This window comes from Bacillus sp. 275, from assembly GCF_001999205.1.
In the GTDB taxonomy this organism is placed as follows: domain Bacteria; phylum Bacillota; class Bacilli; order Bacillales; family Bacillaceae; genus Bacillus; species Bacillus velezensis.
In genome coordinates, this window is the sequence record NZ_CP019626.1 from 3,426,666 (window position 1) to 3,440,227 (window position 13,562).

The 13,562-nt window shown below is 34.0% G+C and carries 15 protein-coding genes; 14 read left to right on the forward strand and 1 reads right to left on the reverse strand.

The window, feature by feature from the left end:
* Window positions 1-79: 79 nt before the first annotated feature.
* On the reverse strand, window positions 80-805 hold the full coding sequence (locus BZ167_RS16865; RefSeq protein ID WP_060674674.1) for a MurR/RpiR family transcriptional regulator: 726 nt from the start codon (window positions 803-805) through the stop codon (window positions 80-82).
* 236 nt (window positions 806-1,041) lie between these two features.
* Between BZ167_RS16865 and BZ167_RS16870 the strand changes: the two genes are divergently transcribed.
* From BZ167_RS16870 to BZ167_RS16935, 14 genes are all read left to right on the forward strand, one after another.
* Window positions 1,042-1,854, forward strand: coding sequence for a Cof-type HAD-IIB family hydrolase (locus tag BZ167_RS16870; protein ID WP_060674672.1), 813 nt, complete (start codon window positions 1,042-1,044; stop codon window positions 1,852-1,854).
* A 32-nt stretch (window positions 1,855-1,886) separates the two neighbouring features.
* Window positions 1,887-2,690 (forward strand): HAD-IIB family hydrolase, encoded by an 804-nt coding sequence (locus BZ167_RS16875; RefSeq protein ID WP_060674670.1) that lies wholly within the window; start codon window positions 1,887-1,889, stop codon window positions 2,688-2,690.
* 173 nt (window positions 2,691-2,863) lie between these two features.
* A complete protein-coding gene (locus BZ167_RS16880) occupies window positions 2,864-3,196 on the forward strand; it encodes a DUF2651 family protein (protein ID WP_077392153.1) in 333 nt (110 codons plus the stop codon).
* A gap of 218 nt (window positions 3,197-3,414) precedes the next feature.
* Entirely contained in the window at window positions 3,415-3,915 is a 501-nt protein-coding gene (locus BZ167_RS16885; protein ID WP_007408241.1) for a DinB family protein, read from the forward strand.
* A 161-nt stretch (window positions 3,916-4,076) separates the two neighbouring features.
* Complete coding sequence (gene satA, locus BZ167_RS16890) at window positions 4,077-4,598, forward strand: streptothricin N-acetyltransferase SatA (protein ID WP_033574159.1); 522 nt, start codon at window positions 4,077-4,079, stop codon at window positions 4,596-4,598.
* A gap of 14 nt (window positions 4,599-4,612) precedes the next feature.
* A complete protein-coding gene (locus BZ167_RS16895) occupies window positions 4,613-5,089 on the forward strand; it encodes a hypothetical protein (protein ID WP_061860741.1) in 477 nt (158 codons plus the stop codon).
* A gap of 686 nt (window positions 5,090-5,775) precedes the next feature.
* Complete coding sequence (locus tag BZ167_RS16900; protein ID WP_061860740.1) at window positions 5,776-6,993, forward strand: hypothetical protein; 1,218 nt, start codon at window positions 5,776-5,778, stop codon at window positions 6,991-6,993.
* A 20-nt stretch (window positions 6,994-7,013) separates the two neighbouring features.
* Window positions 7,014-7,547, forward strand: a complete 534-nt coding sequence (locus BZ167_RS16905; RefSeq protein ID WP_061860739.1) for a hypothetical protein — start codon at window positions 7,014-7,016, stop codon at window positions 7,545-7,547.
* A complete protein-coding gene (locus BZ167_RS16910; protein WP_061860738.1) occupies window positions 7,534-8,571 on the forward strand; it encodes a hypothetical protein in 1,038 nt (345 codons plus the stop codon). The genes BZ167_RS16905 and BZ167_RS16910 overlap by 14 nt, the downstream gene beginning before the upstream one ends.
* A gap of 179 nt (window positions 8,572-8,750) precedes the next feature.
* Window positions 8,751-9,335 carry a DUF6037 family protein gene (locus tag BZ167_RS16915; protein WP_061860737.1) on the forward strand — a complete coding sequence of 195 codons (585 nt, stop codon included), beginning with the start codon at window positions 8,751-8,753 and terminating at the stop codon, window positions 9,333-9,335.
* A 466-nt stretch (window positions 9,336-9,801) separates the two neighbouring features.
* Window positions 9,802-11,730, forward strand: coding sequence for a T7SS effector LXG polymorphic toxin (locus tag BZ167_RS16925; RefSeq protein ID WP_061860735.1), 1,929 nt, complete (start codon window positions 9,802-9,804; stop codon window positions 11,728-11,730).
* A gap of 21 nt (window positions 11,731-11,751) precedes the next feature.
* Window positions 11,752-12,225 (forward strand): SMI1/KNR4 family protein, encoded by a 474-nt coding sequence (locus tag BZ167_RS16930; protein ID WP_046559892.1) that lies wholly within the window; start codon window positions 11,752-11,754, stop codon window positions 12,223-12,225.
* Window positions 12,226-12,450: 225 nt separating this feature from the next.
* Window positions 12,451-12,573: a hypothetical protein gene (locus BZ167_RS20645; RefSeq protein WP_260654643.1), complete on the forward strand. Its 123-nt coding sequence runs from the start codon at window positions 12,451-12,453 to the stop codon at window positions 12,571-12,573.
* Window positions 12,574-12,774: 201 nt separating this feature from the next.
* Window positions 12,775-13,458, forward strand: coding sequence for a hypothetical protein (locus BZ167_RS16935; RefSeq protein WP_061860734.1), 684 nt, complete (start codon window positions 12,775-12,777; stop codon window positions 13,456-13,458).
* The last annotated feature ends 104 nt before the right edge of the window (window positions 13,459-13,562 follow it).

The following is a 13,562-nucleotide window of genomic DNA, read 5'->3' on the forward strand; positions in this document are numbered from 1 at the left end:
TCTAGCATCAGAGAAGGGTTTTCCATTATTTTTACAAAAAGGACGGTATTTCAGTGTATCAGTGTTTTCGTTCCTGAATTTATTCTCTCAATTTGTATATCTCCCGAGCCATTGATTCAAGTATGTACATAGCGGGGATTTGGGTGGTGATATTCGCATTTTCAACCCATTCTTCCGTCACGTAATATGAAATATTCACATCGGCCATTTTGGCAATGGTTGAATGTTTATGATTTGTAATACTGATGACCCGGCTGCCTTCTTGTTTCAGCTGATTCAGATGAGTCACCGTAGAATCTCCTTCACCTGAAACCGATAATGCGATCGTGATACTGTTATGACGGAAATGGGAATGGGCCGGAAAGTAAGGATCTTTAATATACATTGAAAGTTTCCCTAAGCACGAAAAATATCTGGCTCCGTATTCGGCGAGAATTCCTGAACTTCCCACTCCGATAAAAATAACGCTTTTTGCATCGGCCGCAAGGGCTGCTGCTTCCTTCAGCTTTTCTTCCATCCCTCCGCTCACTGTTCTTTCAAAAAACTCGGCAACGGAATGATGGGGACTCTTTAAAATCGTTTTTTTATTTGCCTCCGTATACATTTTCAGCTTCACCTTAAACTCCGAAAACCCTTCACAGTTTATTTTTTTGCAGAAACGTAAAATAGAAGCCGTAGATACATGGGTTTCATTTGCCAATTCACGGATTCGCATATAGACGACTTTCTCGCTGTTTTGGGAGATGTAGTTGTATAAAGAAGTTTCAAGCTCGTTAAATGAAGCAATCATTTCGTGTGTGAACATGCAGGGGGATTCTCCTTTTTATGAGAATGGTGAATGTACATCTAATCGTAACATATCATTTTTAAAAGAAACATAGTGTTATATTTATGTGACAAATCACTTTTTGTGTCATTCAAAACAAGACGTCAGCCAATGATTTACGGCGCAAAACAACTGCGGATATAATTCGTTCATACGCTTTATGCATGATCTCTTCAAGGGTCTCTGACAAAAGCGGCCGAAAAAAGGAGGACAATATGAGTATCAAACTGATAGCGGTTGATATGGACGGAACGTTTTTGAATGATGAAATGGCATATAACAAAGAGCGTTTTATGAATCAGTATCGTGAATTAAAATCGCGGGGAATTAAATTTGCCGTAGCAAGCGGAAACCAGTATGCGCAGCTTACATCCTTCTTTCCGGAAATCAAAAGTGAAATCGCTTTCGTTGCCGAGAATGGCGCTTTCGTCGTGAATGCCGGAGAAGAATTATTCGCGGGCAGGATGTCTGAAGACACTATAAAAGCAGTGATCCGTGCTTTAAAGCAGTATGAGGTGAAAAACGTCATTGCCTGCGGAAAAAAAAGCGCGTATATTCATGAAAATGCCGGTGAAGATGAATATCTGCATGCCAGTAAGTATTATTATGTGTTAAAAAGGGTGCCGCATTTTGAAAACATCGATGATGACATTTTGAAATTTTCCATCAGCTTTCCCGCCGAACATTGTTCCGCACTTCTGAGCCGTTTAAAAAACGCCATCGGGTCTTTCGTCACGCCTGTATCAAGCGGGCACGGTGACATAGATCTGATCATACCGGGGCTTCATAAAGCAAGCGGGATTAAGCTCCTCCAGAAACAATGGGGGATGGGCGATGAAGAGTGTGCGGCCTTCGGAGACAGCGGCAATGATTTGGAGATGGTGTCTGCCGTGAAATATGGAGTCGCCATGGATAATGCACATGAAAGCATTAAACAGGCTGCCGCGCATATCACGCAATCAAACAATGAAGAAGGGGTCTTAAATGCGATTGATTCCATCCTCAAATGTGAAAAACCCTTTGTCTGAAAAAGACGTTTTAACTGCGGAGGTGCTGAACGATGATTAAATTGGTGATTACGGATTTAGACGGTACATTTTTAAATAATCAAGGCGATTTTGACAGAACGTTATTTGAAAAGACAAAACGAGTAATGGAGGAACAGCATGTCGCTTTCGCCATCTGCACCGGGAAGCAGTGTGAAAGGGTGGAAGCTTTATTCGGAGAAGATGCGAACGATTTTTGGATTTTAGGAGACAGTGCCACACGTATAAAAAAGAACGGCAAGTTCGTATATGAATCTTTGATCAGCAATGAAGCGGGACTGTCAATTATAGGCGCTGTAGAAAAAATCAGCTGCGGGCATAGCATTATCGCATGCACAAAAAATGGTGCGATCGTAAAAGAAAATCTGTCTGAAAGTGAGATGAAATATGTAAATGCCTCTTATGCACATGTAACGAAAATAACTGATTTTACTGAGATAAAAGACGATTTTATCAAGATTACGGTTCATGACCCCGACGCCAACTGTCCGGAAACGAGAGAAAAGCTGCATGAATTTTTTCACCAATTATATATCGTAGCATCAGAGGATACCTGGATGGACATATCAAATATCGGAATACATAAAGGAACAACAGTACAAGAACTGCAGCGATTATTAGGGGTTTCGGCTGATGAAACAATGGCGTTCGGAGACGGCCGCAATGACAAAGAATTGATGGAAGCGGCATCCTACAGCTTTGCGGTTAAGAACGCCATTGACGAAATAAAAGATGCGGCGCACTTTGTCATCAAATCAAATGAGGAAAGCAGCGTCATGCACACGATTTTGAGAATATTAGCGCTGCAAAAACAATGATGGGCTAAAATCAATGCGGCAGGGCTTACTAGGGATAGAAAAAGCGGGCTATCCTCAGACTTTAATTCACTTCTGGTTTTTCTAAAATATGTTAAAAATGAATAAATATCTATATTTGACTCGATGGTATTGGTATAATATGTATAAAATGAATGAAGCGGTGTAATATCAAGATGAAAAAAATCACTTCATATCAGACAAAAAGTCGGAACTGCCTCGTTTTGAAATTGGGAGGTGTTTGTATTAGCCCGCTGTTGAGCCCCGCGTATATCATTCTTATTTTTCTTCCGGCAGCTTCTTTTCTGTTAGGGATTTTAGGATATTTCATCTTTAAAAAAGTATGGATGATGGTTGTTATTGTCTTCATTTTGTCCTTGATATTCATGTTTATTGTAATAGGCGCCGAACCGACATTTTTCATTTGGGTGGCTATGATGACGGGGAGCTGTTTTGTCTCCGGTTCAATCACTAAGACGATATGGACTTTCGCAAAGAAAAAATATTAGACAGAAGAACCCTGTTTGAACAGCTATCCTTTTTTTGTCGATTGAAGAAAAAGAAGTATAGAGTTATCCGTTATGTTCTTATATTTTTGTCTGTTGTTGTAAGATCGGGCTTTCTGTTGAAAATGTCTGTCTATCATTTTGTTCTTTTTTAACTAAACGGAGCACTATAATTGAACTGTAGATACATAGAAAAATAAAAAAGGATAAGGAGGATTTTTATGTTTCAAACCTTAGACCATTTTTTGAAATCTTGGGAATTCGAAGCCGATGCGACACAAAAACTGCTGAATCATCTGACTGATGAATCACTTAAACAAGAAATCACTTCAGAACATTGGACTTTAGGCCGTATTGCTTGGCATACTGTCGCTGCCATTCACATCATTACCTCAAACACAGATTTAACGTTTCACGCTCCGGCCGAAGATTATCCTGTTCCTGCATCGGCGCGGTTTATTGCTGAGAGTTATCATCAAGCCAGTAATGCATTTGTACAGGCGTTAAAAACGCAATGGACTGACGATACACTTCAAGAATGTGTCAACTTTATTGGTCAGCAATTGCCAAATGGTTCACTTTTGATGTTTTTAATTCAACATCAAAACCATCATCGAGGACAAATGACTGTCCTTATGAGACAAGCAGGTTTACCTGTTCCGGGTATTTACGGTCCGGCAAAAGAGGAATGGATTAAATTCGGTTTGGAAGCTCCGAAATAGGATATTGTTGTAAGGGCTCGAATGAATAGATGATACCAATCGATGTTGGTATCTTTTTTGTTTTAGTCTTAGAGTGATTAAACCGGTATCCATGACATGCAGACGAATCAACAGTTCAATAGATGTAAATTAAGGTCAATAAATGCAGAAAGGTGATTATGATGATAACTAAAATGACGCGATTCAATATGAAAGACTTCAATAAACCAAACGAACCTTTCGTAGTTTCAGGGAGAATCATCCCTTCATTTGAGGACAATGTTTGGACATATACAGAGGAGAAATTTGCTGAGCCTTATGTCAAAAAATATGACGATGAAGACATTGATGTCAGTTATATTGAAGAAGAGGATAAAGTTGTCTTTTTTTATTACGCAGAGAACGACTGTGTCGGCCGGAGTAAGCTTCGTTCTAATTGGAATGGATACGCACTGATTGAAGACATTGCCGTTGCAGAAGATTATAGAAAAAATGGTGTCGGGACGGCTTTATTACATAAAGCGATTGAGTGGGCAAAGGAGAATCATTTATGCGGTCTTATGCTTGAAACACAAGATATTAATGTTTCAGCTTGTCATTTTTATGCCAAAAATAACTTTGTCATAGGAGCGGTCGATACAATGCTTTATTCCAATTTTTCAACAGCAAATGAAATTGCGGTTTTTTGGTACTGTAAATTTTAAAACAGAAACCTAAAATGTGGGATCGTACCTTTCAACTAGGAAAAAAAGCGATTGATTCCTTAGTTAAAGAGGGAATGCCTGTAACCCGGCAGAGTATAAGTAAACGAACAAAGGAACTAGATCCAACAAGTAAAGGAATTCATTCAAACTCTGTGAAAACAAATACTGACCTTTATTGTTACTATCAGGAATACAGTATATCGTATAGGAAAAAGAAACGGTTAAATGACAAAAAGAATCGAATACTTGAAGTTGATGATGCCTACTTCAGGAAGATTAAATCCAGCAGAGATAAAAAAATTGCTGAAAAAAAGTTTATGAAGATGACAAAGCAAGAGGTTGTTAGAGTCTTGTTGAAAGCGCTAGACTATATTGCAGATAATGAGGATAGGTGGCATGGAGAGCATTTTAAGAAGTCTAAAAATTTTTTTTGGATGTTTTTGCAACAAGAAAATCACAAAAAACCACAAAATTATTCGCCAAAATTGTGATATAACATTTAAGTATACAGTAATGTTTTATTAAAGGGAGCTGCAGTGGTGTGCACGCTCTCTTTTTCTTATTGAAGACGCAGAAACCGTTATATAAACGGTTTACCTCTGTAGTAAGAATATAGATGGACTTTTTGATTCATTTATAAGAATAATTGATGAAGAAGTGAAGGTCAATTGCTTTTTCAAATGAAGAAGCAAAAGATGGAAAAAACTATATATCAAAGAATGAGAGTTATCAGATCACTTCTGTAATCAGCGCCATACGAGATTTTGATTGACCGGTAGCCTGAGCATCTTCTAAAGTTAAATGCTGTCCTTTGGATAAAGTCATCACCTTGTTACGCTTTGCTGTACCCTTAACTCTTTAGAGTGCAGGAGACTTTATATTTTGTGAAAAGCTAGTAATTCCCACAACTAAAACAACTTCGCCATCAAACGTCTCTTATTCTTCCTCTTCATCTTCGAGTTAGAGTGTGAATACCTTCATTAAACAAAGCGTCTCTTGATAAAGGTCAGTATTGAGATTAATATTGATTTTTTTGAATTTATTAGATATAATTTAAATATTTGTAACGTATGTCGATAAAAGGTTATAGAGATTGTTATTTATGAATTAAAAATAAAGATATAGTGATCAGGTTAGGTAATGCGGTTTTAGAGTTTGAAGATATAGGGGTAGAACAATGAATATAGAGTCACTTAAAAAAGCCTTTGATGAAAGAAGAAGAGATACAACTTATCAAAAGCGGTTACTTTCACTTGCAATTTTTTTAAATGATGAGTATGAAATGAATATTAGAATTAATGGAGATTTGGATTCAACAAGACTTTTAACAAAAATTATTGAGTTTTGCAGAGATCATAGAGATCAAGAAGAAGAAGTATTAAGTATTTGTTATGATATCTTTTATGAAAAGTATACAAGGGGGACGCCATACTTTTTTTCAAACTTTTCAGGCGTGGATTCGGAATCTAACTTATACGATATGTTTACAGAAATGTTTGAAGAAACCAATACTTTTGAGTATCAAGAGTTTGATTTTAATAAAGAGGATATCAGAATCGATGAACAGGATCACTCAGTAACAATAGAATTAAAATATAAACAGTATTTTATTGATCGAGATGGTGAAAGGGTGACTCCTTTAGATCAAGGTAGTTGTTCTGTAATTTTCTTAACTAGAAAAAAATTATGTATAGGGACAGGTAATATTTATAGAAGAATCTTCGATAAATTCACAGAATTTATAACAAATAATTTCTCTTTAATAAGATTTAAACACATTTACATTTTGCAAAAAACTAAAGGAAGAAAGCATGATGTATTTGACAATGTCACTTTATTAACATTTTATCTATTATACAAATCTTTACCGAGGCTCGAATTCACTTTAAATGGAGTGGATAGGGTAAAATTAAGTAATAGTAATGCTGAGTATATTAAGGGCATCAAAATGTACGGAAACCGCATTTTTAATGATAGAGATGCTATTAAAAGAATTTATAATATGGACAAAATAATAAGCTTTCGATTTGATTTCATGAAGGTTATAAATGAGATAAACGGAGCTAAAGTTCAAGTAGAGATAGATTTTAAAAGTATTTTCAACATAACTTTTAGTGACACAGAATACACTAATATACATAATAGAGATTTTGCTATAACTCTCTTTGAAGAGATAATAAGGTTAACGGAAAATAGAGATGAGTTAAAGGTTGAAGGGGCAAAGTGTATAGAAAAGGTTTTAACTCCACTCGAAGATTACCAAGAGGATGAGTCAGTAGTGCAACTAAGTGAAATAAAATCAGATCTGATAAAGTCTTTTGATACTGAAAGTTATGATCCTGAGATAAAAAATATTATCATTACTTATTTTAGGGATAAGTGGTCAATAGAATAACCTTTGAAAGGTAAGATAATATGTTTGTATCTGAGGCAGTAATAATCGTCTCTGTAAGTGCATTGAATGAACAGTGTAAAAAAAATAATTTTTCTTTTATGAAAGAGTCAAGATTCTATTCTATAAGATGGCCAAATTCCAATATGTTATTGGGAGAACTGCATTGGTCTATTTCTTATAAATACGGAAAAATGAACATTATAAAATTTATGATTCTGGGGGATTACTATATACTTTTTACGGATAATCCTAGTCAAGCACAGATACTTGATACAGTTTTGAGTGAAATTAACCGTAGCGTCAAATTGAATATTCTACTATTACCGATTCCTGTTAAAAAACACATCTGTTCTTATGGGGATCTATATATTAATGAGGTTGATGAAATATTCGGTTTGACCTTTACATTTCTTTGCAGTAACTTGATAAGTGGTAAAGTCTACACAAATGGTCTAGTCACTTTTTCATCAAATTCGAATTTTGAAATAAACTGTCTGAAAAAATTATTTAAAAAAATTATAGAAATGGTTGAATTAAATAATGTCAATATGTGAAATCGTGGTGTTCTTTAAAAACCTTTTTACTCTTGATGCAGAAGTGGTTACTTATTTAATAAGTATTACATCTATCATTGCTACAACATTAGCTCTTCTTGTTATTATTATAACAATTTTTAATGAAAAAATTGTTTTCGGGGCGGAGACTTTATGGAGTGAAATAAATTATATAATAATTAATGACAATTTTGATAACAATGTTAAAGACGTAATTCAAAAAATTAATAAACTGCAGAATCTTTATAAAAATAGTAAAAATTATAAAAAGACATTGATTTTTTTTAAATTTATTTTATGGATTATGCTCATTCCATGGGGAATTGTTCTAATTAACTTAGTGACTAAATATAAGGGCATAGGGAATGTTTTAATTATCAGTAGTATCACTTTAACAATGATGGCTTTATTTTATTTAATACCAATTGCATTTAATAAATTTAATAATTTTAAACAATTTAATTCAAATCAATTTACACTAGGTAATTTTACAAGTACTTTGAACAAATTTAAGAATATTGAAATGCATGAAATTATTGAGAAGTTAAATAATCTTATACTGAAATTTTCTGTTGATAAAAATATAATTAATGTATCAATAAATGAAAGTGTAAAGTTTTTTAATACAAGTTTAATTTTTAGAAAAGTTATAGGGAATGAAAGTACAGTCCTCATATTGCAACCAAGTGATAATTATTTAAGTGCTGAATACGTTGGAACTGCTTCTGAGAATTCCAACCTGGAAGGTTTTATTAAAAAACTAAAAGAAGACAAATACGGCAAAGATGAATTATACTTCAAATGTGATAAGAAAATAGTCTGTTTCAATGTTGATGTTGTACATTCAAAGGGGCATTCTGTGATGTTTGAAATATCAGAATATAAACATATTAATACCATTCCCGCAGAAATAAAAAAGATTCTAAAAGAGAATAAAAATTCTCTTTACCCATTCGATTTAAGGGAAAAAAAGATGATTAAGTTAATATCAAGAGAGGATGATACTGAAAAAGGGGTTAATTAATCCTTAAATGGCTTAAAAGAATCTTCTATAACAATAAGTAATTAAATGTTGAGAAGTTTTTTTCTCTTCCTTCAACTAAGTGTCGACTACCACTAGTTAGTAAACATCTGATTATTTTTTTAGGGCCCATTTTGAATTGCTCTCTTCATTCATACAATAAATTAGAAGGGTGTAGAGGTGTGCAGTTAAAAAATCTGAATTTTTTATGTAAAGATATGACAAGAAAAAATATTGATCGATCTAAATTTGATATTCGATTTAAATCAGCTCATTTCAAGTGTATATTCCTTATCGATAAGTCTCCATTTAAATTGATTTTGGCAGCTAGAGGAGTAAATTTTTATTTGGAATTTGAAGTGAAAGAGGGATATAATATTAACTCTTACATAGAAAAAGAAAAGTATTATCGATTATGTGAGATATTAGGGATAAAAAAAGATGATAATAACAAATTCAGCACTAATGCTTTTCTTAATTTAGTTAATGATCGTGTTCCTCATAATATATCAAATGAGAATCGTGTTGTCCCAGCTGATATTGCTCCCTATCGAAAAATAGTTGAAGAAGAAAATAAAGTTTATTTTTATAAATGGATTCCTCATGACGGTATCAAATCAAATGTCTCGCATGAAAACTTAGAGAAAACCAGATTGTTGATTGGAGAAGAAGCTTATCTTACATGTAAAGAACGAAATATAAGCAGTGGATGGACTGACAACCCTAAATATGCAGATAAATTGCCGAGGGAAATTCCTAAAAATTAATCAAAATGACTATTCAATTGGCGAGGATAACTTCGCCTTTTTAAATTTTTATTAATCTTATGCAATTTGAGCTTCACTAAGATATAGAGGATGACTTGAAATGAATCAAGTCCTTCAATCATGACCACGTCTCCAACATAAAACATTTTAATATAATAAGAAAAAAAGAGAATATAATAGTGCAAAAAAGATATATAAGGATAGGAAAGATTAATTTGAAAATTAGGCAGACATTTTTTTGTTTTTATGGAAAAGTCACTGTCCAATAAATGTCTAGGCTTTAAAAGAGTATCTCCTTTAAAGCCAGTATTGTATTCATTAAGAGAAGACTTTCTTTAATTCTTTTTAGGTGAAATGTGGTTGACGATATAATTGAAATATTTTAAAGGTTTGGTGAAAAGTTCAATGAATATTCTCCCTTTTATGATATTCTTAACCTACAGAATAACTCATAAGGAGCCTTTTTATGAAAATCCTTGATGCACAATCGCTTATTACATCCTCACAACAACGCTCCAAAGAATATCAACAACTTCGTGAAGAACTATCCGATTTAAAGAAATCATTAGAAGATGTGTCTAATCTGGGTGATGATTTCACTGGCCGAGGCGCAGATAATATTAAAGATTTTTTTAACGATTTAGCATTGTACACCGAAACATATATGAACTTCACTGAGATGCAGATCGTCTTTTTCAATAGTATTGAAGGAAAGCTGGAAGATATGGGGCTTGCCGGTGGTACATTTGTTGATGAACATTTTGTCGAAAATCAATTAGAACAGGGAATCAAAAACAGTCGTAGTATTATTGACGAACAACAGCGGGAGCTTTCCGGAATATTTGCTGGTATTAGCGACATTATTCATTTAACACCGTTTTCAAGTGAGCCAGTTAATGATCGACTTAATGATGCTGACAAAGTCCGAAGAGAAACAATAGACGCTGTTTATAAATTGGATCATGAACTAGTGATGGAATATGCCAAATCTGAACCTATTGAGCAGCATATCAAATCTTTCTATTCTGCATTGATGGCTGCTACAGGAAGAGGAAAATCAGCACTACCGATGTATTATGATGCGAATAAGTTTCATGAATCAGAAGTATATAAAGCACATAAACATATTGATGCAGAAGTGAAAACATATTTACGCATTAAAAAGGAAGAAGCAGAGAAACGCAGAATCAAAGAATTAAAGGCTAAATTGGACAAGCCAGGGGATTTATCAGTAGATGATTATATCGACATTGCAACTGAAGTCGGTTATGAAAACCTGACGTCTGATCAAAAACTTTACTATGGACAACTACTTCAAGCAAAGTCACAACAGGAATTAGGAAATCAGGTCTGGAACGTTACAAAAGGAGTAGGGGTTGGGCTTTACGATGTAGGGAAGGATTTTGTCACTGGCATCTACGATTTGGTGGTCAATCCAGCAGGTACGATTGAAGCTGTTGTAACGGCCGTCATCCATCCTGTTGATACATACAATATGATTGCAAAATCCATATCCGACTCGTATGAGCGAGATATGGTAAATGGAGATTCATATTCTAGAGCACATTGGGTTTCCTATGCTGTAGGGACTGTTGTAACTTCAATATTTGGAACAAAAGGTGCTGGATCTATAACCAAAACAGGAGTAGCGACTACAAAGGTAGCAGTAAAAACTAGTGTGACCAAGGCCGGACAAACGGTTAAAGATATATCTTTAGCAGAGTGGCTTCCTTATGCCTCAAAACATCAGTTAGCAGGTGCAGGAATAGGAAAGGTCCCTTATAATGCGGTTGACGGCTTAGGTTTAAAAGACAAATTGATGATGATGGCTAAAAGTGCTAATACTGGTGTAAAAGTTACTAAAAAGCCCGCGCATAGACTTAAAAAAGCTGACTTAGCGAAAAAAGTAGACACAAAAAATATTGAAGAATTTATTAGTGGAAATAAACATTTTAATGATGTAGTAGACGACTATGCACAATTATATAAAGAAACAGTAAACTCTAATAAACCATGGTCGTGGGATGATACAATCTTAGGTGGAGAAAATTTAACAGGAAAGCAGAAGAAATTGATAAAAGAAAAAGCACTTACAAATCAGTTAATCCCAAATATAAAAGTAACAAAAGTAGAGGGGATGCCATTTGGGTTTGCTGATTTCAAAGGTGCTGGAGTTGTAGAAAAGACAATTCCGTTGCCAAAAGAATTGTGGCATGCTTCTGATAAGGTGCAATTTGATTATTTAGATAAAGCAATTGGTGGTCACAGAGATGGCATGACTTGGCATCACACTGAATTTCCTGGGATAATGGAGTTAGTCCCGTTTGGCATTCATAATGTTACAATACATAATGGAGGCAGAACGAAAGGGATGTGGGCAGATGCACCAAGATAAAAATTTTGGAGGTAACGACTTATGAATATGAAGGAAAATTCAATTATAAATCCACTTCCAACAGACGAGCTGCTGGATGAAAAAGAAAGAAAATGGAGAATAACCTTACCTCAAAGTTATAAAACCTTTATTAAACAAAATAGTGGAGGAATACCTTTAGAAAGCCAATTTTTATGTAATGGGCATAACTATGCTATTGATAGGTTTCTATGTATTTTAAAAGTCACTGGGGAAAATGAACTCGAGTGGTACGATATAGGGGCTACCATGTCACAGTTAGATGAGAGAATAATTGAAGATGAGGATTTAATTGGAGTTGAGATTTTGCCAATCGCCGTTCTCTTTGCAGGTGATTTTGTTTGTTTGGATTATAGATCAAATAGGAACGAACCTGCAGTGTGTGTATGGAGTCATGAAGAATCAGGAGAGTTTGCTCCTGTAACTTATCCGGTGGCAAATAATTTTGCTGAATTTCTCGAAATGTTAGGCGAATAAAGATTGCAATTCAGGCGGGGAGAAATCCTCGTCTTTTTTAATTAAGGTGAAATCTTTATCTGGAAGAACTGCTTTTAAAGTGCAGATCAAAAAAGGGGGAAACAGATGCAGAATAATTCAAATGGGATAGATGCTAAAAATTTGGTAATTAGGAATTGGAAATAATTTTTGAAAGGATTAATTGAAAGTTAACAGTGTAGTCTTTAATAGAGAGGAGACAATTATTTGGTTGTAATTAAATCCTATCCAATTGAAGGCGACTTTCCAGAGTTTGAGAGCTTAATTATTCAAATAGCAATTGAAGAAGGAAGTGGAGGTAGTAAAATTATCTCGTACAGAAAATTATAATGGAAGCTGCTGACGATATACTCAAGATTATTCATCAGAGATGTACAACGAACATGAGATATAAAACTTACCTCTTCACTGATTATAGGGGTTAGATGCCATAGTAAGATAGAGTTGAAACGATGTTTTTTGAACTTTTGAATTACTCGTTCGGAGTTCACTTGTATTGTTGAAGTAAATTTATTCAGTCAAGAAGGTTATATGCATATTATTAGACATTTGGAAGATCCAAAAGTTAAGTTGAAATTAGCAACGAATGTTTCCAAACTTAGAAAGGAAATTGAAAAATTAAATCTTAGTCAAGTTGCAGATCTTCGACTTTATGCCAAAGATAAATACGAAAGAGCTGCCAACTTTTCCACAAAAGCTTCAATTATTACAATAACGATTGTGCCAGTATTTTTATTTTTGAACTCTTATTTTAATTCATATTTTAACTATGGATTAGGTTTACTTTTCAAAAAATACAATATTAATGATTTGAAACCACTAGAGAATTCCAATGAGTTGCAAAAGGATTTCGATAATATTTCTGAACATATAATTGATACTTATGTTTATATTGCTTTAGGTATTTTGTTATGTGTTTTTATTGCTCTTTTCATAAGAAGAATTAATGTTTCCAACACAAATAAAAACTTTAATTTAATAGATGAAATATACGAAAAGAAATTAAAACGAGAGGAAAAATTTCAAGAGGATTATAAGCAATTGCGGAAGATGAGAGCTATGAATTGGAGAATAATCTCTTGTGTTCATTTTTCTGACCGTTTAGAGATTTTAATGAAATGTCCAAATCGGTTAGAAGCTGAGTTTTTTATGTTCTATGAATTAGATCATATTAAAGAAGTTGAAGTGATTTTGGGAATTAGTGAAGAGTTGTGAGTGAACATGCATGATCATTAATAAAGGCGCCTTTTTAAATCATAAGATAAAATCATTTATTGAGAGCTTTTGGTTAACTTTATTAAAGTGATTGGGTTTTGAAC

Coding starts and splice junctions, on each gene's coding strand:
- BZ167_RS16930 (WP_046559892.1), top strand. CDS start 11,752: ATGAATATGAAGGAAAATTCAATTATAAATCCACTTCCAACAGACGAG.
- BZ167_RS16870 (WP_060674672.1), top strand. CDS start 1,042: ATGAGTATCAAACTGATAGCGGTTGATATGGACGGAACGTTTTTGAAT.
- BZ167_RS16900 (WP_061860740.1), top strand. CDS start 5,776: ATGAATATAGAGTCACTTAAAAAAGCCTTTGATGAAAGAAGAAGAGAT.
- BZ167_RS16875 (WP_060674670.1), top strand. CDS start 1,887: ATGATTAAATTGGTGATTACGGATTTAGACGGTACATTTTTAAATAAT.
- satA (WP_033574159.1), top strand. CDS start 4,077: ATGATAACTAAAATGACGCGATTCAATATGAAAGACTTCAATAAACCA.
- BZ167_RS16895 (WP_061860741.1), top strand. CDS start 4,613: ATGTGGGATCGTACCTTTCAACTAGGAAAAAAAGCGATTGATTCCTTA.
- BZ167_RS16910 (WP_061860738.1), top strand. CDS start 7,534: ATGTCAATATGTGAAATCGTGGTGTTCTTTAAAAACCTTTTTACTCTT.
- BZ167_RS16885 (WP_007408241.1), top strand. CDS start 3,415: ATGTTTCAAACCTTAGACCATTTTTTGAAATCTTGGGAATTCGAAGCC.
- BZ167_RS16905 (WP_061860739.1), top strand. CDS start 7,014: ATGTTTGTATCTGAGGCAGTAATAATCGTCTCTGTAAGTGCATTGAAT.
- BZ167_RS16925 (WP_061860735.1), top strand. CDS start 9,802: ATGAAAATCCTTGATGCACAATCGCTTATTACATCCTCACAACAACGC.
- BZ167_RS16880 (WP_077392153.1), top strand. CDS start 2,864: ATGAAAAAAATCACTTCATATCAGACAAAAAGTCGGAACTGCCTCGTT.
- BZ167_RS16865 (WP_060674674.1), bottom strand. CDS start 805: ATGTTCACACACGAAATGATTGCTTCATTTAACGAGCTTGAAACTTCT.
- BZ167_RS16935 (WP_061860734.1), top strand. CDS start 12,775: ATGCATATTATTAGACATTTGGAAGATCCAAAAGTTAAGTTGAAATTA.